Genomic DNA, 19,868 nt, shown 5'->3' with positions numbered 1-19,868 from the left:
TTTCTCTGGAAACGCAGGAGGAACCAAATGATCCGCAAATTGAAATCCGGTGAATATCGCCTCTACTCTCGCAAGGTCGACCCGAATACCCACAAGCGCCGCAACCTTGGCACGTTCAAAACACGTGAACAGGCTGAAAAGCACGAACGCGAGGTGCAGTTCTTCAAGCGGCACGGCTGACCGAAATACCAAGCAAAAGGCATGCGGCGATCACGCCGGCGAAAGCACTGACCCCAGAGCCATCTGAAAACAAAAGCGGGCAGCAACGATCGCTGCCCGCAATAGGTTTACAGGAACTCTCGAACTCAGACTGCCCAGCAGGAGCAGCCCAGTGCACCGAAGAAACCCTTCAGGTCCGCTATCGGCAGCTTCGAGGTCCAGGAGCCGGCGTGGTCGTGGCCGTGGACACCGCAATCATTGGCGCAGCCACACGTGGCAATAGCTGTTCGCCTTAGAGACCGTTGGCCGGCGCCATCCGGTTCACCCCAGCCTGCGTAGCCACCGAATTTCCGGACGGGCGACCAGTCCGGCATTGCCGGGGGCACATCGTTTTCATCCAGCGCCTGGAAACCGCTGGCTGCGTAGACGATTTTGCCGCCCACCATCGTGAGTTCCGAGGTCAGGAAAGAAATCTCGTCTTCGGCGCAGGAGAAAAAGTCCTTGTCCGGCACGATCAGGTCGGCGAACTGGCCTTTTTCGATCCGTCCCTTCTTCCCCTCCTCGTTGGAGAACCAGGTAACCTTTTCCGTCCACATCCGCAGTGCCGTTTCGCGGTCGAGGCAGTTGGCGCGCGGATAGAGCTGCATGCCTCCGACCGTCTTGCCGGTGACCATCCATGCGAGCGAGACCCAAGGGTTATAGGATGCGACGCGCGTGGCGTCGGTCCCGGCTGAAACCTTCACGCCTTTCTCGAGCATTCGCGCAATTGGGGGCGTCGCCTCCGCCGCGCCATGGCCATAGCGCTCGACAAAGTATTCGCCCTGGTAGGCCATCCGGTGCTGAACGGCGATACCACCGCCAAGCGCTGCGATGCGATCGATCGACCGATCCGAGATCGTCTCCGCGTGATCGAAGAACCAGTTCAGCCCCTCAAGCGGCACATCCTGGTTGACCTTTTCGAAGACATCCAGTGCACGGGAGATCGTCTCGTCATAGGTCGCATGCAGACGCCAGGGCCAGCGGTTCTCGGCGAGAACGCGCACGACGCCCTCGAGCTCACCTTCCATCTCAGGTGCCATATCCGGCCGCGGTTGCCGGAAATCTTCGAAGTCGGCGGCGGAAAAGACCAGCATTTCGCCGGCGCCGTTGTGACGGAAATAGTCCGTTCCCTGTTTGTATTTCACCGAGGACGTCCAGTTGAGGAAGTCTTCCTTTTCCGCCTTCGGCTTCTGGGTAAAGAGGTTGTAAGCGAGGCGAACCGTGAGCTGGTTTTCATCGGAAAGTGTCTGGATGACAGCATAATCATCCGGGTAGTTCTGGAAGCCACCGCCGGCATCAATGACGCCTGTGACGCCAAGGCGGTTCAGTTCACGCATGAAGTGCCGGGTCGAATTGACCTGATAGTCGAACGGCAATTTCGGTCCCTTGGCGAGTGTCGAATAGAGGACCCCCGCATTCGGCTTTGCGAGAAGCAGGCCTGTCGGATTGCCGTTTGCATCGCGGGTGATCTCGCCACCGGGAGGATTGGGGGTGTCGCGGGTATAGCCGACGGCCCGGAGCGCGGCCGCGTTTAACAGGGCGCGGTCATAAAGATGCAGCAGGAAGACTGGCGTATCAGGCGCAACCGCATTGATCTCGTCGATTGTCGGGAGCCGTTTTTCCGCGAACTGGTGTTCGGTAAAGCCGCCGACAACGCGCACCCATTGCGGCGGCGGAGTATTCGCCACCTGCCGCTTCAGCATGTCCATTGCATCGGCGAGCGAGCGAACGCCATCCCAGCGCAGCTCCATATTGAAGTTCAGGCCGCCGCGAACGACGTGCGTGTGGTTGTCGATCAGCCCGGGCAAGACGCGCTTGCCTTTGAGGTCCACGATCTTCGTATCTGGCCCGGCAAGCTCCATGATTTCCTTGTCATGGCCGACGGCGAGGAATTTGCCGTCCTTGATGGCAACGGCGCTCGCCGTTGGATTGCTGCGGTCAAGGGTGGTGACTAGTCCATGGTGAAGGATGAGGTCGGCGTGCATGGTCAACTCCAGGCTCCCTGTTCGACAATGAGTTCGATTAAGTCAGTGCGGGAGGAAACCGGACCGGTCGGCCCTGTTCCCTCCTGATTGTCTCAGCTATCCGACTTGGCAGCGGCACTCGGCGCAGCCGCCAGATCCTTGCTTCCGCTACCCTTCGGCAAATGCCCGAACATGTGCGGCTTGATCTGGTTGATCCACGAAACAGCCGCGGGCTCCTTGCTCCAAATCGTCTTGGCAAAGGGGATGAGTTGCTCGCCGACGAGGATGCCAAGGAGACCGACCAGGGCCACGACAGGCGGAGCGGGCGATCTCACGTTCAGCAAGCTGTAGACAATGCCGACCAAGAGACCGGCGCCGAGGGACAGAAGATAAAGTTTCATGGGATGAACCTCAGTTGTCGAAGCCGCTCCGACACCAGCGGGTGATGTCGAAGCGGCAGTGAAAGCTTACTTGGCGGGATTCGGGCCGATCCGCTTTCCATGGCTGACGCGCTCTGCGCCGCCGTGGACGTGGGTCACGGCGTAGTCGATACCCATGCCGTAGGCTCCGGAATGTTCCTTCACCAGCGAGGTCACGGCGTCGTAAGTCTCCTTGCGCGCCCAGTCACGCTGCCACTCCAGGAGGACCTGCTGCCAGGTCACAGGGATGACGCCGGCCTGAACCATGCGGTCCATTGCGTATTTGTGGGCATCGAGCGAGGTGCCACCGGAGGCGTCGGCCACCATGTAGATTTCGTAGTCGGTGTCGTTCAGGCAGGACAGCGCGAACGTCGTGTTGCAGACTTCGGTCCAGAGACCGGAGACAACGACCTTCTTCCGCCCGTTTGCCGCATTTCGGGCCAAGGCGTCGCGAACATTCTGGTCATCCCACGAATTCATCGAGGTGCGTTCCAGGATGTCGTTCTCCGGGAACACGGAAAGCAGTTCCGGGAATGTGTTGCCGGAGAAGGATGAGGTTTCAACCGTGGTAATAGTGGTCGGAATGTCGAAGATCTTGCCGGCCTTGGCGAGGCCAACCACGTTGTTCTTCAGGGTCTGGCGGTCAATCGACTGAACGCCGAAAGCCATCTGCGGCTGCTGGTCGATGAAGATCAGCTGGCTGTTCTGCGGGGTGAGAACTTGGAGTTTGTTGGACATATCGTGTCTCCCTTTGGGTCGGTTGGCAGCCGCACATGCGGCAAAATAGGTTTGAAATCTTGAACGATCAGAAAGTGATTTGCTCGTTATCGCCGCCGAGCAACGCTTAGGCGGCGAGCGGCTCCAGGTTCGCTTCGATCTCTTCGCGGAAAGCCTCGTAGCGTCCCGGCAGCTTCAATGCTTCCCCAAGATGCGCCGTATCCTCATCGCGGTCGAAGCCCGGCTCGTTGGTCGCAACCTCGAACAGAATACCACCGGGCGTGCGGAAGTAGATTGCCCAGAAGTAATCTCGATCGATGACAGGCGTAACCTGGTAGCCGGTATCCATGAGTGCCTTGCGCACCTCGAGCTGCTTGGCGCGGTTGTCTACCGCGAACGCGATATGATGGACCGAGCCCGCTCCCTGGCGTGCAAATGGCGTCTTAGGAAGAGCGACAAGATCGATCGTATCGGCGCCGTTGCCTTCGGGGATCACGAAGCGCGTGACGCCCTTGTCGGCATCGGCACGCTGGTAGCCCATGAAGCCAAGCAATTCCTCGGTCGCCGCCGTATCGTGGAGATGGAAGCGAGCGCCGGCAAATCCCCGGATCGCGACATCGTCACCAATGCCTTGGCTTGTCCATGGCATGCGGCTGTCGCCGTCGACCTCGACCAACGCAAACCCGTCGCCGTCAGGGCCGTTGAAGCGAATGCGGTTTGCACCAAAGGCAGTGTCCGTGTCGATGGCTTTCACACCCTGAGAAAGAAGACGTTCCCTCCAGAACCCGACGGCCCCCTTCGGAACAGCGAACTGCGTCTCACCCACTTCGCCGACGCCGGGGCGGCCCTGCATCATGTGCTGAAAGGGGAAATACGTCATGACGGTGCCGGGGGTGCCCTTCTCGTCGCCGTAGTACAGATGGTAGACGCTCGGTTCGTCGAAGTTGACGGTCTTCTTGACGCGGCGCAGTCCCAGGGTGTCGGTGAAGAAGCTGTTGTTCTGGCGCGCATCCGATGCCATCGATGTAACGTGATGCAGTCCCTTGATGTCCTTGATCATGGCCCGAACCTTTCTGTCTTGCCGGTGTCCGTTTCGATGAAGACAGGTGTAGCCCGGTTGATTGATCTCCGGAATTGCAATATTAATTGCGAATGAATTGCGATTTTTGAAATAATGAAATGAACGACTATAAAGCCCTCAAAACCTTTCTCCTCGCCGCTGAAAAGCGAAACTTCGCGCAGGTTGCTCGCGAACTGGACATGACGCCAGCAGGTGTCACGCGCGCGATTGCCGCGCTGGAAGAGGACCTCGGTGTTCAGCTGTTCGTGCGAACGACCCGGCAGGTCTCACTAACGACGGATGGCGCCGTCTTCGCGGCCCAGATCCAGCCCGCTGTGGAAGCGCTCGAAAGCGCGAGGCGTGACGTCAAGAACGCCCACAAGGCAGACCAGGGCCGATTGCGGATCAGCGCGCCGACATGGCTCGGCAAGACGGTCCTGCCACCGATCCTGTCCGGCTTTCGTGAGCTTTACCCTAAGATGTGTTTCGAGATCTCTCTGTCCGATGGCCTCGTGAACATCGTCGATGACGACTACGATCTCGCGATCCGCATCTCGTCCGCACCATCAGACAAATTCACGATTTGGCGAAAGATCCGGGTCGTGCCGCGGATCCTTGTCGCCGCGCCAGGAAGCCGCTTTGCGGAGATGGAGCATCCCAACCAGCTGACACCGGACGATTGCCTCGCCTACAGCGGCGAAAGCCGCCGCGAGACCTGGCAATTGTCGGACGGCGGTTCAAGCATGACGATATCGGCGGGCCGAGCATTCAGCGCGAACAATGGCGAGGTTCTGGCGGACATGGCCGCCGACGGTACCGGGGTCGCGCTGCTGCCAGGTTTCCATATCGCGGAGCACCTGCGCACAGGCCGGCTCGTTCACATTCTCAAGGGGTGGTCGCCGCCGGACCTCTGGCTGACGCTCTACTATCCCCCCTACCAGGCATTGCCGCCCCGTATCGCCACGTTCTCGAAATTCTTCGAAGAGCAGATACCATCCTTCATGGTCATGCTCGACTAAAAGATCAGACGACCGTTTCGCCGCCGTCGACGACCAGAATCTGCCCGGTCATATAAGACGACCGGTCGGACACCAGGAAGAGGATGGGTTCGGCGATCTCGGACACATTCGCCCAGCGGCCAAGCGGCACCTTGCTGCTGATGTAGGATTCGATGGATTCCCGCCCTCCCATCTGCGCGATAAAGGGTTCGTTGAATGGGGTGTCCACCCAGCCCGGGCAGAGCGCGTTCACGCGGACGCCAAACCTGGCGAAGTCGCCCGCCATCTGCCGCGTCATGGCGATCACGGCATGCTTGGTCGTGGTGTAGGCGATCATCTCGCGGTCGTAGAGCACGCCCGATGACGAGGAGGTGTTGAGAATGACACCCTTGCCGGCCGTCTTCATGAAGGGCATCACGAAGCGCGAGGCCATGAAATGGGCTCTGACATTCAGGCCCCATGATTTGTCGAAACCGGAAACTGCCACCTGCTCCAGATCGCCGGCGACCTGTGCTCCGGCATGATTGTGCAGGATGTCGATGCGGCCATGGCGCGACGCGACCGTCTCGATCCCGGCCTGCAGAGCCTGATCGTCCGTTACGTCGATGACGAGACTTTCGGCGCTTCCACCCGCCTTTGTGACCTCATCCACAGTTTCACCAGCGTTCGCTCCGTCGATGTCGGCAACGATCACATGGGCGCCTTCCCGTGCCATGATGAGCGCACCGGCCCGACCGATGCCCGAGCCCGCCCCGGTGATGATGGCAACGCGATCCTTGAGTATCATGGCATGTTTCCCCGGTCAGTTTTTCGTTGTCTTTTCACGCATCAAGAAGCGCGCGATGAGAATGAGGGCGAGTGATGCGAGGAGCACCATCGTCGCGATTGCGTTGATCTCGGGCGTTACGCCGCGCCGGATCGACGCGAACACATAGATCGGCAGCGTCGTGTTCGAACCGGCGACGAAGAAGGCAATGATGAAATCATCGAAGGAGAAGGTGAAGGCGAGCAGAAATCCGGCGAGGATCGACGGCATGATCTGCGGCAGCACGATCTGCCTGAAGGTCGTGAGAGGCGTCGCATAAAGATCACTGGACGCCTCGACGATGTCACGCCCGAGGCCTGCGATACGCGCCTTCACGATCATCGTGACCAAAGCCATCGTGAAGAGACCATGCGCGGCGATGATCGAGCCGTAACCAAGCGCCAGCCGCGGCGGTTCATCGCCCGGCCAGAGAGCTGCGATCACGGGATTGACGAAGCCGAAGACCTCGACCAGCGCCACCAGGGTAGCGATGCCGATGACCACACCAGGCACGACGATCGCGGCGGCAAACAACCCGTCGAAGACGGCGCGCGCCCGCGATCCGAGGCGTTCCATTCCGATCGCCGCCATCGTGCCGAAGATCGCGGCGAGAGCAGCGCTGGTGAAGGCGATGATCAGGCTGTTACGCAGCGCTTCCATCAGGAAGGTGTTGGAAAGCGCCCGGCCATACCACTGCGTCGAAAAGCCGACGAACTCGCTGGCGTTGCGGCCGGCATTGAAGGAGAACAACACGACGAGAGCGATAGGCGTGTACAGGAACAGATAGACGAACGTAACGAGCGCGCGCATCAGACGAGATCCACCTGGCGGGTTCCGGCGACACGCCAGGCAATGCGCATGGCAACGAGAAGAACGACGACGACAACGGCCACAAGCGTAACGGCGATCGCCGAACCGAAAGGCCAATTGCGCGATTGCAGGAACAGATCCACCAGCGCGTTGCCGATGAAGAAAACCTTGCCGCCGCCGAGCAACTGCGGGATTAGATACTCGCCAAGCAGAAGGATCGTGACGAGTGCGACGCCAGTCATTACGCCGGGTAGTGAAAGCGGCAGCGTGATGCCGAAGAAGGTAGACGCCGGCCTCGCCCCAAGGTCGGCCGAGGCCTCGAGAAGGCGACGATCGAGCTTCTCAAGACTGACGTAGATCGGCATGATCATTAGCGGAAGATAGCCATAGACGATCCCGAGAAGAACGGCGCCGGGCGTATTGATCAGACGGACGTTCTCGATACCGACGAATTCGAGCAGATGCGGAATGCCGCGGGCGCCAAGGAGATACATCCAGGCATATGTGCGAACGAGGAGGCTCGTCCAGAACGGTACGACGACCAGCGACACAAGCAGCAGCCGATGCCGCGGGCTCGCCTTGACGGCGAGATAGTAGGCCACCGGATAGGCGACGAGCAGGCAGGCCGCCGCCCCGATCGGCGCCAGGATGAGGGTATTGACGAACGCTGCGGATCGGGAGCCCAGATTGGCGAATTGCGCAAAGGTGAACGCTGCCTGATAGCCGCCCTCGGGCGCGCGCTCGCCAAAGGCAAAGACGATGATGGCGATGAAGGGCAGTACCAGGAAGACGAACAACCAGATGCTCGCCGGCCCGACAAGGGCGGCGGTCACCAGGCGCCGTTTGGTGGCAACAGTGAGTGGCATTGCGTCTTTGTGTCCGACGATTGCGTGAAGCTGTCCGGTCCCCGACAACCGGGGACCGGTGGCTCTTGTTTAAGCCGACTTGAAGCGAGCCATCAGCTCGGCGCGGCCCGGGTCGGTCAATGTGACGGCGGCGCCGAACTCCAGCGGCGTCAGCGCAGCTTCGTCCGGATAGACGATCTTGTTGGAAGTAATCTCCTTCGGCAGAAGCGCGATCACGCGGCCATCCGTAGTCGGGGCACCGTTCGCAATGTGCTCTTTCACGGCGTTCTGCGGATCCATGAGGTAATTCAGAAGCGCGTAGCCAGCGGCCTTGTTCGGCGCGTCCTTCGGGATCGCGTAGTAGTCCGTCCAGATCTCGCCGCCATCTATGCCGAGCACATAGGCAAGCTCAGGCATGTCCCGATTAAGCTGAGCACCGTCATTCGTCCAGCACATCGTCAGCCATGCATCTGTGGAGCGCATGGAAGGCTGATAGTCGGAGTTGATCGCGAACAGGTGCGGCTTGACCTTGACCAGCAATTCTTCCGCCTTGGCAAGCTCTTCCGGCTTGATCGAATTGAAGTCGTAGCCGAGCGAAACCAGCGCACTGCCGATTGTGGTCAGCTGATAGTCGTGCACCATGGCGCGGCCATCGGCTTCTGTCTGAGCAATCTCGAAAAAGTCCTTCCAGGTCGAAAGCTTGGTCTTGATCTTTGATGTGTTGACCGAAAACCCTGTGGTGCCCCAGTTCTTCGGAACAGCGTAGGTCTTGCCGTCGATCTGGCCTTCCTTGGTAAAGCGCGGGCTCTCGTCCTTCTGGCTGAAGTTGGCAATTTTTGAAACGTCGAGTTCTTCGATGAGGCCGAGCTTGTGGTAGGTCGAGATGGTGTAGTTGGTCGGCACGAACAGCGACCAACCGGAAGCGCCGGCCTGGAGCTTGGCAAGCATTTCTTCGTTCGAACCGAAGACGTTTACTGCCACGGCAACGCCCGTCGCCGCCTTGAAGTTCTCGAAGGTCTGGGGATCGTGATAGTTCGGCCAGGTGGCAATCGACATCTGGGTGCCAAGACCTTCCGCCGCCTGGGCGGGCGATGAAAGCGCGCCGGGGAAGCGCGACAGGACTGCTGTCGCCAGACCGAGACCGGTGACGCCGAGGAAATGCCGGCGGCTGACCGAACCACGCTTCAGGCGCATGAACTCGTCCATGAAGCCTTCGGCGGAAATGGGAAGATTGTCCTTGTAATCCTTGCTCATGATGCTGTTCCCTTTTTTTGGTTTATGCATTCGATGCTGGAAAAACATGTATCGCTGCGGGGTCAAACCCCATGAAGACCTCCTCGCCCGGCTCGACGAGATCGCTCTCATTCGCGCCCCGCCGGTCGGCGGTTATCAGGAAATCGCCGAGCCCAGGCACAGTCACGGCGTACTCGGCTGACGAACCGAGGAAGATGCGATGTGTCACGGTGCCTCTGAAGGAAACTCCGGAGGAAACCTTGTCGCGCGAAAGGTGAATAGCCTCGGGCCGAACGGCGGCGATCGCGTCGCCCGGCGCGAGGCCTTTGCTGGAGGCGACGGCGGAGCCGTCAGCCAGCCGAAGCGTCGTTCCGTCAGCTTCCATCCGCGCGTGGATGCGGTTCGTCTTGCCGACAAAATCGGCGACGAAAAGATCGGCGGGGCGGTCGTAGACTTCCTGCGGCGTACCGAGCTGCCGGATCTGCCCGGCGCTCATCACGCAGACGATATCGGCCATGGACAGTGCCTCTTCCTGGTCGTGCGTGACGAGGACGAAGGTGATGCCAAGTTCACGCTGCAGCGTCTGCAACTCGATCTGCATGGCAGAGCGGAGTTTCTTGTCGAGTGCTGCGAGCGGCTCGTCGAGAAGTAGCACGGAAGGACGGTTGACGATGGCGCGCGCCAGCGCGACGCGCTGCTGCTGGCCACCGGACATCTCGTGAATGCGCCGCTTCGCGAAGCCACCGAGACGAACCATCTCCAGCGCCTCGCCGACGCGACGATCGATTTCCGCAGCCTCGATCCTCGGACGCATCTGCTTCAGGCCGTAGGCAACGTTCTGCTCGACGTTGAAATGCGGAAACAGGGCGTAGTGCTGGAACACCATGTTGACAGGGCGCCGATAGGCCGGGACGCCGTTCATCTCGCGCCCGTCAATGAGCACCTTGCCCTCGCTCGGCTGCTCGAAGCCGCCGATCATGCGCAGGCATGTCGTCTTGCCACAACCAGACGGCCCAAGCAGCGCTAGGAACGCTCCCTTGGGCACATTGAGGTTGATGTCCGTCACAGCGGTCACAGCGCCATAGTTCTTTGTGACCGAACAAAATTCGATATCGTTCGTCGAAGCGGATGCCACGTCTGTTCCCTGCGGTTGGTTTGTGATTGGCAGTCTACGCCGCCTTAATGCCACCGTCGTTAAGGAAAGAGTAAGCCTCGGCTTCTGCCAAGGTATATACCCCGAGAGAGGTATTTTCGCGCATATCGCTTCGTGGAAGGTGTATAAGAACCGAGCCTCGTTCGGCGCGGCGCAAGAGGAATTGTCGATGAGCACCGACCTTGAAGCATTGTTCAGCGCCTTCGATGAAACGGTCGGACAGGCATCGATGTCGGATGCCGAGTTCGGCGAAACCTTCCGCCGGATGATGGCCGCGCTGGTGCGCTTCGATTATGTCGTGGTGTTCGCCTATCGCGGAAAAGAACGTCCGATCGATCTCTTCAGCACTTTCGATGTCGAGGAGCACGTGGTCTTCGTTACCCTCTATCAGGCCGGCCCATACCTCCTCGATCCGTTTTATCATACGGCGCGAGAACGTCGCGAAGGTGTCATGCGCATGCGTGAACTGGCGCCGGATCGCTTCTTCTCGAGCGAGTACTATCGCACCTACTACGTCCAGACGGGGCTCGCCGAGGAAATTGGCTTCTTCGTCAATGCAGAAGACGACATCACCATCGTCCTCTCCCTGATGCGCCGCGAAGGGACCGGACCGTTTCCCGCCGCGGAGCTCGCGATATTGCGGAAAGTCGAGCCACTCGTCGCGAACATGGTCCGCCACTACTGGGCGGGGCTGGCGTCCCGCTTCGACGCACAACTGGCGACCCATGGAAAGCGGCGTCAGAGGCGGGAGCAGGACGGAAGCCTGGCGGCTTCAGACGCAGTCTGGCGCGATCTCAACCTTACGAGCCGGGAAGCCGCGATCGTCGAACTGGTTCTGCAGGGCCACTCCTCGGAATCGATCGGCCTGAAGCTCAGCATCTCGACCGGGACGGTGAAGGTTCATCGGCGTAACGTCTATCGGAAGCTCGGAATCTCCTCGCAGACGCAGTTGCTTTCCCTCTACCTCAAGCACTTTCAGTAGGCCTGCGAGCGAAACGTCAATCACCGATGCTAAATCATTGATCTTGCTAGCGCGCCCCGACTAGTGAACGACGGCTATAACGGGAATGCTCGCTTCGCCGGCGGCCCTGATGAGCGCCGACCGGGCGTCTTCCGCCGAAAGGCTTCCCTCGATCGCTTCCAGGCAGACCTTCACCGCCTCCATGTACTCCTCGCCGTCATCACACGGCCAGGCGCCGATAAGTGTTTCCGCGACATCGAGGAGCGAGCCGATGTATTTATCTCCGCTGCCCATCACCAGCATCATGGGTGCAAAGTCGCTGCCGCCGTTCCAATTCATTACAACAGATCCCTTGAAGGTTCATATATTAGAAACCCTGCAAGGGACGTGCCGACAACGATGTTTGACCACCGCTGAGCTACGCCATCAGGAATGAAGAGCTCACAGGACAGTGAGCAGCAACGGGCAATATTCCAAGATATCGGTATGTTATATCTTGTTCGCGCCATTTCGATTCAGGCCGTGGTATCACTTATGGAGTGCCCAACTCCTGTTCGACCAGCGACAGCCAATATCTGACACCATGAGCGATCGCCTTGTCGTTGAAGTCATAGGCCGGGTGATGAAGATAGGCACTGTCGCCGTTCCCGATCAGGATGATCGCGCCGGGCCGCTTTTCCAACAGGTAGGCAAAATCCTCCGCTCCCATCGAGGCAGCATAGCTGGTATCGACACGCTCCTCGCCCGCAACCTTGGCCGCGGCCGCGGCGGCGACCCTGGTTTTCTCGGTGTCGTTTACGGTGACCGGATAACCGGGAATCCAGGCGATATCGGCCTCCGTCTCGAAAAGCTTCGCAGTCATGGCCACGATATCGCGGAATCGCTGCTCCACCGCCGCTCGCGTCTCCGGCTGCATCGTTCGGATCGTGCCACCAATCTTCGCGGAAGCGGGAATGACATTCAGCGCCTGATCGTTGCCGCCGGCCATGAAGGTGACCGAGACGACCACCGGATCAAAAGGATCGGTAAAGCGCGAGGCAATCGACTGCAGTGCGGTGATCATATGGGCACTCACCAGAACCGGATCGCGTGTGAGGTTCGGGGATGCTGCGTGGCCACCCCTGCCGTTGATCGCCACGACAAACCGGTCGGCGCCGGCCATGAACGGGCCGCTGCGGATCGCAAAGGCGCCAACGTCGAGGCCCGGCTCGTTGTGCATGCCGTAGACTTCGTCGATCCCAAATCGCTCCAGAAGGCCTTCCTCGATCATGACGCGCGCTCCGCCACCACCCTCTTCGGCGGGCTGAAAGATCAGCACCACCTTCCCGGCAAAATCGCGCGTCGCGGCAAGGCATTTTGCCGTGGCAAGCAACATCGCGGTATGGCCGTCATGACCGCAGGCGTGCATCCTGTTTGCCACCTTGGAGGCATATGGCAGGTTCGTCTGCTCGGACATCGGCAACGCGTCCATGTCGCAGCGCAGGCCGATCGTCTTTCCAGGACCTTTCTGCCCCTCAATGACCGCAACGACGCCCGATTTCGCAATACCCGTCACGACGTCGTCGCAACCGAATTCCCGCAGCTTTTGCGCTACGAACGCCGCCGTCTCGGGCAGATCGAACAGGAGTTCGGGGTTCTGATGAATGTGGCGCCGCCATTCCTTGGCTTCATCAGCAACGCTGTCGACAGATTGGTGGATGGTCATGGTCATTCTCGTCATCGGAGGGAAAGCGGCGGATCCCGCAGGTTGGGAAAGGTCATAGGATGACCGTCGTCTCCCGGCAATGTCTTTGTCATTCGGGCGCCAACCTGGCCAGCGGCTTGAGAAAGCCCGCTTAACGCCACGAGATATTTACGAAAAATTAGCCATGACGTAACCGCGCCGGAACATGCGCTCGATACCGTCGTTTTGTGAGACGACAAATGGCGAGTTGATCATGAGTGATTGGTTTAACCAGAGATACGTAGCGCGCGACGAGCACCAGCAGATCGTGGCGTTCTATCGAAAGGTGATCGCGCACCTGTCCTGCACCATTCGTGACCTTCGGGCCGAAAGCCGAAGCGGCGGAGACGCCAGTGCCATCCCTGATGACCCTCAGCCCTTAGAGGAGCATACCCCGGACGATCACGCGGAAACCGATAACGTGGTGTGGCTTGACTTCAGGCGGCGACGGTAGTGCTGGGACGCAAAGACCAACTGACCCTCGACTGACCTTGCAAAGCTGACACCAAGGCTCGTAGATCAGACGGTGCGCTTCAGCGCTTCGCGAAATTGCTTCTCTCGGGCATCCCAATGAATTTCTTGTTAAATAGCCCGCCTCCTCAAGAATGCTGGCAGGCCTGGCGTCCCGAACAGTTGATGGAGCGGCTGACGGGGCTCGACCTGAACTGGTACGTGGTTGGCGGATGGGCGCTCGATTTGTGGTTGGGACGCCAGACGCGGGAGCACGAAGATCTGGAGTTCGCGATCCGGCCAGAAGACTTCAGCGCGTTTCGCCAACACCTGCAAGATCTGAGCTTTTTCAGCGTCCATGCCGGCGAAATCGACCCTATCGCACAGCATGCCGCCCCTCCTGCTCACGTTTCCCAGTTTTGGGGAGTCGACGCTCTGAGCTCCTGCTGGCGCGTCGACATGATGCTGGAGCGCGGCACAGCTTCAGATTGGATCTACAAGCGCGACACGGCAATCAGCGGCCCTCGCGCGACGATGGTTCGACGCAACCCGGCTGGTATCCCATACCTCGCGCCTTCCGCCGTGCTGCTCTTCAAGGCCAAGTATTGCAGGGCGAAGGATGAGCATGATTTCGAAACCGCGCTTCCGAACCTTTCCTCGCAAGACAGATCCAATTTGCGATCTTGGTTAAATCACGCCCACCCAGGCCACGCCTGGCTCGCGCTTCTCTAGAGAATTTGGCATGATGGTTGGCGAGCAGGACTTTGAAAATGGAACGGAGACCGGTGCAATGCCGTTTTCTTTGACCGAAATATGAGGGCTTTCATGATGGACCAAGCCAACCAGAACACGCCCCGGGTCCTTGTCGTCGATGTCGGCGGCTCTAACATCAAGATTTACGCTCCCGGGGTGGACGAGCGAAAAATGAAATCCGGCCCCGATTTCTCCGCCCACGACGCGGTCAAAGCTGTGCAAGAACTGGCGTCGGGCATCGAATTCGACGTTGTTTCGATCGGCTACCCCGGACCGGTTCGCGACAATCGTCCTCTGGGCGAGCCTGCCAATTTGGGCGGCGGATGGGATCGCTTCGATTTCACCGCAGCGCTTGGAAAACCTGCGAAAATCGTCAACGACGCGCTGATGCAGGCGATCGGGAGCTACGAAGGCGGACGGCTTCTCTTCCTGGGGCTCGGGACAGGTCTTGGTTCGGCAATGATCATCGCCAACGTGGCCCAACCGCTTGAACTCGCGCACCTGCCCTACAAGAAGGAAGGGACATTCGAGGACCACGTCGGCAAGCGCGGCTTCAAGGCCAATGGTCCGAAGAAATGGAAGAAGGACGTGTTCGACGTCGTTGCCCGTCTGAAAGCCGCGTTGCAGCCGGACTATATCGTTATCGGCGGCGGTCAGGTCGATAAGCTGGACGAACTTCCCGATGGATGCCGTCGCGGAGACAACCGCCTTGCCTTCCAAGGTGGCTTGCGGCTTTGGCAGAACGAACAACTTGTCTTGTAGGCGATCAGTCACGCTTGATCGCCTATTAAAGGCGGGCCTAGATTTTCTGGACCTAGCTACGTGACCTGTACCGGCACAACTGTATCGACCGAAATCTCGCCGCTGATGACACCGCGCTCCAGATCACTTCGTCCGCGCTCAATTTCGATGACGGTGTAGAGCTTGTCGTCGCGAAATGCGCTGGCGTTGGATGTCGTCACGTCTTCGGCGGGTGCAGCATCGATCTCCATGAAGTCGAGTTCACGACTTGCCGCAACAATCCGGGCATCTCCCGCCGTTCTTGCAGCGACGGTTACCACGCCGTGGTTGGTGGCATTGCCCCATCGCGGATCATCAGGGGCCGCGATCGGCTCGAGACGGTAGACATTGATAGGTCCGTCGGAAGCCGACGTTCCGAGCGCCTGCGCATCGCTTACCTGCGCCTGGCTTTCGACCGATCGCCCGAACGTGCTTTTGCTGGTTGCGTTGTTGTATCCGCTCGTGCCTGTCTTGACGACATTTGACATGGTTCTTCTCTCCTTTTCTGTTTCCGGCTAGTCCTGATCGTTGTCGTGGACGCCGGTGCTTTTCCGGTCGGCCTTCGAGGGCGCGAACTGGCCCTCAACGTCGGCTTCAGCTTTCGGTCTCATTGCATTTCCTTCACGCTATGACTGGCGAACAGCTGACATCCGACTTTGTTCCGAGGTCCACCAAAACTGGTCGCCCGAACGAAGTTGTCGGGCACGCGTTGCTGTCTGGAAGACGATATCCGCTCGGCAGGTCCGCGGCCTATTGGCGAGAAGGCCGCATGCCTACGCATCCAGGGAGAGACTTAATTCCAACTGATGCTTGTCTTGTTACGGGTGCCGGATCGGGTATCGGACGCGGAACCGCGATTGCGCTTGCCCGGAATGGAACCGGCATCGCGGCTTTCGATCTCGACCGTGCTCAGGCGAACCAAACAGCCGCCATGATTGCCGAACAGGGTGGCCGCTCGATCGCCATTGAAGCCGACGCCTCATCCGAGGAACCGATGGACGAGGCCATACGCCAGACCATGGGGTATTTCGGAGGCCTGGACGGTGTTGTCGTCAACGCCGGCATCAACGGCACATGGGCACCGATCGACGATCTGCATGCGGATGAATGGGACCGGACCATCCGAGTGAATCTCAGAAGTACCTACATGACATTGAACAAGACGGTTCCCTGCCTGAAGGCGAACGGCGGCGGATCGGTCGTCATCGTATCCTCGATCAACGGCACGCGTACGTTCACAAATCCCGGCGCCACCGCCTACAGCGCTACCAAAGCGGCGCAAGTTGCAATAGCGCAGCAGTTGGCATTGGAGCTCGCCCGCTTCGCGATCCGGATCAATATGGTTTGTCCCGGCGCCATCGATACAAATATTTCATGCAGCACAGAAGTACGCCATCCCGAGCGAGCCGAGGTTCCCGTGATCTGGCCACAGGGAAGCGTGCCAATCAGCTCCGGAGAGCCCGGCCGCCCAGAGGATGTCGCAGACCTTATTTCGTTTCTGCTCAGCGACCGCGCCCGACATATAACGGGCACGCCGATCTTCATCGATGGCGGAGAAGGCGTGCTGCGCTGACAACTCGTCGATCGGCCGTGGCAGCCGATCGACGAATAGTTGCTCAGCCGCGGAAGGTGTAGCGCTCGATCGACTCCGGCTTCATCTCGATCGAGAATCCCGGCATGACCGGTGGCATGTAAGCGGCGTTCTCGATCCGGCAGGGATCAAGGAAGTGCTCATGCAGGTGATCGACATATTCGATCACACGCCCATCCTTTGTGCCTGAGACTGCAAGATAGTCGATCATGGAGAGGTGCTGGACGTATTCGCACAGGCCCACCCCGCCGGCATGTGGCCAGACCGCCAGCTGATATTTCGCCGCCATCAGCAGCACCGCCAGCACCTCGTTCAGACCGCCCATTCGGCAGGAATCGATCTGCACGATGTCAATCGCGCCGCCGGCGATCATCTGCTTGAAGATGATCCGGTTCTGGCACATTTCGCCGGTCGCGACCTTGACCGGATGAACGGCCTCGCGGATCGCCTTGTGACCGGCGATATCGTCCGGGCTGGTCGGCTCCTCGATGAAATAAGGTTTGTAAGGCTGCAGTTCCTTGACCCAGTCGATGGCCTGACCGACATCCCAAACCTGGTTGGCGTCGATCATTAGGAAGCGGTCGTTGCCGATTTCCTCGCGTGCGATGCGCAAGCGGCGCTTGTCATCTTCAAGATCGCGACCGACCTTCATTTTGATATGGGTGAATCCGGCGTCGACGGCCTCCCGGCAAAGGCGGCGCAGCTTCTCGTCATCATAACCGAGCCAACCGGCAGACGTCGTGTAGCAGGTATACCCCTCTTTCTCGAGAGTGGCGATGCGTTCGGCCTTGCCAACTTCCGCCTTCTTGAGGATGGCGAGGGCTTCGTCCGGCGTCAGAGCATCCGTCAAATAGCGAAAATCGACGATAGAAAGGATTTCCTCGGCGCTCATGTCCGCCACCAGACGCCAGACCGGCTTGCCGGCCTGCTTTGCCATAATATCCCACACAGCGTTGACCACCGCACCGGTTGCGAGATGCATCGCTCCCTTGTCGGGCCCGATCCAGCGCAACTGGCTGTCGCTGGTGACATGCCGCCAGAAACGGCCGGGATTATCGCGGATCCATTCCAGATCGAGCCCCACCACGAGGTGCTTCATCGCGTCGATGGCGGCGCAGCAGATCTCGTTTCCGCGGCCGATCGTGAAGGTAAGACCATGCCCCTCCAGTCCCGGCTGATCCGTCTCCAGGACGACGTAGGCAGCGGAATAGTCGGGATCAGGATTCATCGCGTCGGAACCATCAAGGCTCTGCGACGTGGGAAAGCGCAGGTCGATCGAACGTAGGCTGGTGATCGTGGTCATGAGGATGCTCTTTTGTGGTTGGGGTCAGGCGTCGGCGCGGAAAGTCTGCTTCTGCGATCCGAGGCCTTCGATGCCGAGTTCAACGACATCACCGGCCTTAAGGTAGCGCGGTGGCTTCATGCCCATGCCGACACCAGGCGGGGTTCCGGTGGAAATGATGTCGCCAGGGTGCAACGACATGAACTGCGAGAGATACGAGACGAGAAACGCGACGCCGTAAACCATGGTTGACGAGTTGCCGTCCTGCATCTTCTGTCCGTTGACCGTCAGCCACATGGAAAGCGTCTGGGGATCGGGTACCTCGTCTTTCGTGACGAGCCAGGGACCGATTGGTCCAAAGGTGTCGCAGGACTTTCCCTTCGTCCATTGGCCGGCGCGCTCCGTCTGGAAGGCTCGCTCCGAGACGTCGTGAGAGACGCAGTAACCCGCGACATAATCAAGCGCTTCCGCTTCGCTCACATATTTGGCCGTCTTGCCGATAACGACGCCGAGCTCGACCTCCCAATCGGTCTTTTCGGAGCCGCGCGGGATCAAAACGTCATCGTTCGGGCCGCAAAGTGCCGACGTGGCCTTCATGAAGATCACCGGCTCCGGCGGAACGGCCATGCCGCTCTCTGCCGCGTGATCGGAGTAGTTGAGGCCGATGCAGATGAACTTGCCGGTACCGGCAACGCAGGCGCCTATCCGGTCAGCGGCAAGTTCGGGGAGAGAGGCCGGATCGATGGAAGCGAGCTTGGCCAAGCCTTCCTGCGAAATCGCAGAGCCGCCGACATCAGTGACATGGGCTGAAAGATCGCGGATTTTGCCATCCCTATCGAGAATACCAGGCTTCTCCTGGCCGATCGGGCCGACGCGCATCAGTTTCATAATTGGTCCTTTCGTCGTCAGATGGTCCAGCCGCCATCGATGGCATAGGCTTGGCCGGTCGTGTAAGAGGCGGTGGCGAGGTAGACCGCCAGGTCGGCGATTTCCTCGGGCGTACCAATGCGGCCGATCGGCTGACGCGCGACAAACGCGCTGCGCGCGGCCTCGTAATCTCCCTGTGCGCGCAGCCGATCCTGCAAGGAAGGGCTTTCCACCGTGCCGGGGCAAATGGCGTTGCAGCGAATACCCTGCCCCACGTAATCGGCGGCGACGGACTTAGTGAGACCAACGACCGCAGCCTTCGTGATCGTGTAAGCGGCCCGGTTCGGCACGCCTTTCACGCTCGAGGCAACCGATGCCATGTTGATGATGGCGCCATCCTTTCGCTCCAGCATGCCCGGCAGGACGGCGCGGATCGTCCGGACCATGGCGCGCACATTGAGGTCGAAAGCAAAATTTAGGTCGGTATCCGGCATTTCAAGAACCGTCCCACCGTGGACGACGCCGGCGCAGTTGAAGAGAACATCAAACGGGCCGGTTTCATTGACGACCGCGCTGACGGCCTCATCGTTCAGCACATCCAGACGGCGCACCGAGATGACGGCCTCACCTTCCAGGGTCGCCAGGGCTTCGGCGTTGATATCGGTCGCGACGACCATGGCGCCGGCGCGGGCAAAGGCCAGTGCGCTGGCTCGACCGATGCCCTGACCGGCGGCGGTGACGAGGACTCGTTTGTTTTCTAGGGAATGGGACATTGGTCGCCTCCTTTTCTGCTTGCTTCAGGCGGCCTGGGGCCGGCGCTCGACGACGTAGATGTGGTCGGCGGCAAGCACGACCTCGTCCTTCTGGTTTATGACCTCGGTGCGCTCGACCACACGACCGTGGCCGGCCCGCTTCGGGTCGTCCTCCTTCGCGGTGATCGTCACGCGCGTGCGAATGGTGTCGCCGATAAAAACCGGCCTCACAAAGCGCATACGGTCGTATCCGTAGGAGAATGCCACCGGATTGATGACGCTTGCCGTCAAACCAACCCCGATCGAAAACACCATCGTCCCGTGGGCGATACGCTGGCCAAACCGCTGGGTCTTCATGAACTCGGCATCCATATGGTGCGGAAAGAAATCCCCCGTATGACCGGCATGGACCACGAAGTCCGTCTCAGTGATCGTCCGGCCATTGGTCACCCTGCTGGCACCGATCTCGTACTCTTCGAAATATTTCGTCTGTTCCATCGTTCGTAA

General features: G+C 59.7%; 23 protein-coding genes. 7 read left to right on the top strand and 16 right to left on the bottom strand.

What is annotated here, in order from left to right:
• Window positions 1-27: 27 nt before the first annotated feature.
• Window positions 28-180: a hypothetical protein gene (locus tag ASE04_RS31160; protein ID WP_153272921.1), complete on the top strand. Its 153-nt coding sequence runs from the start codon at window positions 28-30 to the stop codon at window positions 178-180.
• Between the two features lie 125 nt (window positions 181-305).
• Here the strand turns inward: ASE04_RS31160 and ASE04_RS09405 are convergent, their stop codons facing one another.
• From ASE04_RS09405 to ASE04_RS09390, 4 genes are all read right to left on the bottom strand, one after another.
• On the bottom strand, window positions 306-2,183 hold the full coding sequence (locus ASE04_RS09405; RefSeq protein ID WP_056815578.1) for an amidohydrolase: 1,878 nt from the start codon (window positions 2,181-2,183) through the stop codon (window positions 306-308).
• Window positions 2,184-2,275: 92 nt separating this feature from the next.
• Entirely contained in the window at window positions 2,276-2,563 is a 288-nt protein-coding gene (locus ASE04_RS09400) for a XapX domain-containing protein (RefSeq protein ID WP_056815575.1), read from the bottom strand.
• Window positions 2,564-2,629: 66 nt separating this feature from the next.
• Entirely contained in the window at window positions 2,630-3,319 is a 690-nt protein-coding gene (locus ASE04_RS09395) for a hydrolase (RefSeq protein ID WP_056815572.1), read from the bottom strand.
• Between the two features lie 106 nt (window positions 3,320-3,425).
• Window positions 3,426-4,358: a VOC family protein gene (locus ASE04_RS09390; RefSeq protein ID WP_056815569.1), complete on the bottom strand. Its 933-nt coding sequence runs from the start codon at window positions 4,356-4,358 to the stop codon at window positions 3,426-3,428.
• 119 nt (window positions 4,359-4,477) lie between these two features.
• Between ASE04_RS09390 and ASE04_RS09385 the strand changes: the two genes are divergently transcribed.
• Window positions 4,478-5,377, top strand: a complete 900-nt coding sequence (locus ASE04_RS09385; RefSeq protein ID WP_056815566.1) for a LysR family transcriptional regulator — start codon at window positions 4,478-4,480, stop codon at window positions 5,375-5,377.
• Between the two features lie 4 nt (window positions 5,378-5,381).
• Here ASE04_RS09385 and ASE04_RS09380 read toward each other — a convergent pair whose 3' ends face one another.
• The 5 genes from ASE04_RS09380 to ASE04_RS09360 all read right to left on the bottom strand — a co-directional run bounded on the left by ASE04_RS09380 (window position 5,382) and on the right by ASE04_RS09360 (window position 10,184).
• Window positions 5,382-6,143 carry an SDR family NAD(P)-dependent oxidoreductase gene (locus ASE04_RS09380; RefSeq protein WP_056815564.1) on the bottom strand — a complete coding sequence of 254 codons (762 nt, stop codon included), beginning with the start codon at window positions 6,141-6,143 and terminating at the stop codon, window positions 5,382-5,384.
• Between the two features lie 15 nt (window positions 6,144-6,158).
• The gene (locus ASE04_RS09375; protein WP_056815560.1) at window positions 6,159-6,971 is read right to left on the bottom strand and encodes an ABC transporter permease; all 813 of its coding nucleotides are present in this window, start codon (window positions 6,969-6,971) and stop codon (window positions 6,159-6,161) included.
• A complete protein-coding gene (locus ASE04_RS09370) occupies window positions 6,971-7,837 on the bottom strand; it encodes an ABC transporter permease (RefSeq protein WP_056815557.1) in 867 nt (288 codons plus the stop codon). The genes ASE04_RS09375 and ASE04_RS09370 overlap by 1 nt, the downstream gene beginning before the upstream one ends.
• 69 nt (window positions 7,838-7,906) lie before the next feature.
• Window positions 7,907-9,070 (bottom strand): polyamine ABC transporter substrate-binding protein, encoded by a 1,164-nt coding sequence (locus ASE04_RS09365; protein WP_056815553.1) that lies wholly within the window; start codon window positions 9,068-9,070, stop codon window positions 7,907-7,909.
• Window positions 9,071-9,092: 22 nt separating this feature from the next.
• Window positions 9,093-10,184: an ABC transporter ATP-binding protein gene (locus tag ASE04_RS09360; protein ID WP_056815550.1), complete on the bottom strand. Its 1,092-nt coding sequence runs from the start codon at window positions 10,182-10,184 to the stop codon at window positions 9,093-9,095.
• A 187-nt stretch (window positions 10,185-10,371) separates the two neighbouring features.
• Here ASE04_RS09360 and ASE04_RS09355 point away from each other — a divergent pair, with 187 nt between their 5' ends.
• Window positions 10,372-11,184 (top strand): helix-turn-helix transcriptional regulator, encoded by an 813-nt coding sequence (locus ASE04_RS09355; RefSeq protein WP_056815547.1) that lies wholly within the window; start codon window positions 10,372-10,374, stop codon window positions 11,182-11,184.
• A gap of 60 nt (window positions 11,185-11,244) precedes the next feature.
• On the opposite strand, the gene ASE04_RS09350 is transcribed toward ASE04_RS09355, so the two are convergent.
• Complete coding sequence (locus ASE04_RS09350) at window positions 11,245-11,502, bottom strand: DUF982 domain-containing protein (RefSeq protein ID WP_056815544.1); 258 nt, start codon at window positions 11,500-11,502, stop codon at window positions 11,245-11,247.
• Between the two features lie 193 nt (window positions 11,503-11,695).
• Entirely contained in the window at window positions 11,696-12,868 is a 1,173-nt protein-coding gene (locus tag ASE04_RS09345; protein ID WP_056815542.1) for a M20 aminoacylase family protein, read from the bottom strand.
• Window positions 12,869-13,100: 232 nt separating this feature from the next.
• Here ASE04_RS09345 and ASE04_RS31355 point away from each other — a divergent pair, with 232 nt between their 5' ends.
• From ASE04_RS31355 to ASE04_RS09330, 3 genes are all read left to right on the top strand, one after another.
• A complete protein-coding gene (locus ASE04_RS31355) occupies window positions 13,101-13,340 on the top strand; it encodes a hypothetical protein (protein WP_156408739.1) in 240 nt (79 codons plus the stop codon).
• 116 nt (window positions 13,341-13,456) lie between these two features.
• Window positions 13,457-14,068 (top strand): nucleotidyltransferase domain-containing protein, encoded by a 612-nt coding sequence (locus tag ASE04_RS09335; RefSeq protein WP_056815536.1) that lies wholly within the window; start codon window positions 13,457-13,459, stop codon window positions 14,066-14,068.
• Between the two features lie 96 nt (window positions 14,069-14,164).
• Entirely contained in the window at window positions 14,165-14,851 is a 687-nt protein-coding gene (locus ASE04_RS09330; RefSeq protein ID WP_056815677.1) for an ROK family protein, read from the top strand.
• 56 nt (window positions 14,852-14,907) lie between these two features.
• Here the strand turns inward: ASE04_RS09330 and ASE04_RS09325 are convergent, their stop codons facing one another.
• The gene (locus ASE04_RS09325) at window positions 14,908-15,357 is read right to left on the bottom strand and encodes a hypothetical protein (RefSeq protein ID WP_056815534.1); all 450 of its coding nucleotides are present in this window, start codon (window positions 15,355-15,357) and stop codon (window positions 14,908-14,910) included.
• A gap of 281 nt (window positions 15,358-15,638) precedes the next feature.
• Between ASE04_RS09325 and ASE04_RS09320 the strand changes: the two genes are divergently transcribed.
• The gene (locus ASE04_RS09320; RefSeq protein WP_056815531.1) at window positions 15,639-16,442 is read left to right on the top strand and encodes an SDR family oxidoreductase; all 804 of its coding nucleotides are present in this window, start codon (window positions 15,639-15,641) and stop codon (window positions 16,440-16,442) included.
• A 43-nt stretch (window positions 16,443-16,485) separates the two neighbouring features.
• Here the strand turns inward: ASE04_RS09320 and ASE04_RS09315 are convergent, their stop codons facing one another.
• From ASE04_RS09315 to ASE04_RS09300, 4 genes are read right to left on the bottom strand one after another with little or no spacing between them, the layout of a single operon-like run.
• Complete coding sequence (locus ASE04_RS09315) at window positions 16,486-17,763, bottom strand: L-fuconate dehydratase (protein ID WP_056815528.1); 1,278 nt, start codon at window positions 17,761-17,763, stop codon at window positions 16,486-16,488.
• 24 nt (window positions 17,764-17,787) lie between these two features.
• On the bottom strand, window positions 17,788-18,630 hold the full coding sequence (locus tag ASE04_RS09310; RefSeq protein WP_056815524.1) for a fumarylacetoacetate hydrolase family protein: 843 nt from the start codon (window positions 18,628-18,630) through the stop codon (window positions 17,788-17,790).
• A gap of 17 nt (window positions 18,631-18,647) precedes the next feature.
• Window positions 18,648-19,382, bottom strand: coding sequence for an SDR family oxidoreductase (locus tag ASE04_RS09305; protein ID WP_056815521.1), 735 nt, complete (start codon window positions 19,380-19,382; stop codon window positions 18,648-18,650).
• Between the two features lie 24 nt (window positions 19,383-19,406).
• Entirely contained in the window at window positions 19,407-19,859 is a 453-nt protein-coding gene (locus ASE04_RS09300) for a MaoC/PaaZ C-terminal domain-containing protein (RefSeq protein WP_056815518.1), read from the bottom strand.
• Between the last annotated feature and the right edge of the window lie 9 nt (window positions 19,860-19,868).

This window comes from Rhizobium sp. Root708 (assembly GCF_001429725.1).
Taxonomy (GTDB): Bacteria; Pseudomonadota; Alphaproteobacteria; order Rhizobiales; family Rhizobiaceae; genus Rhizobium.
Note: the sequence above shows the minus strand (reverse complement) of the source record. Positions and strands in the feature narration are given on the sequence as shown.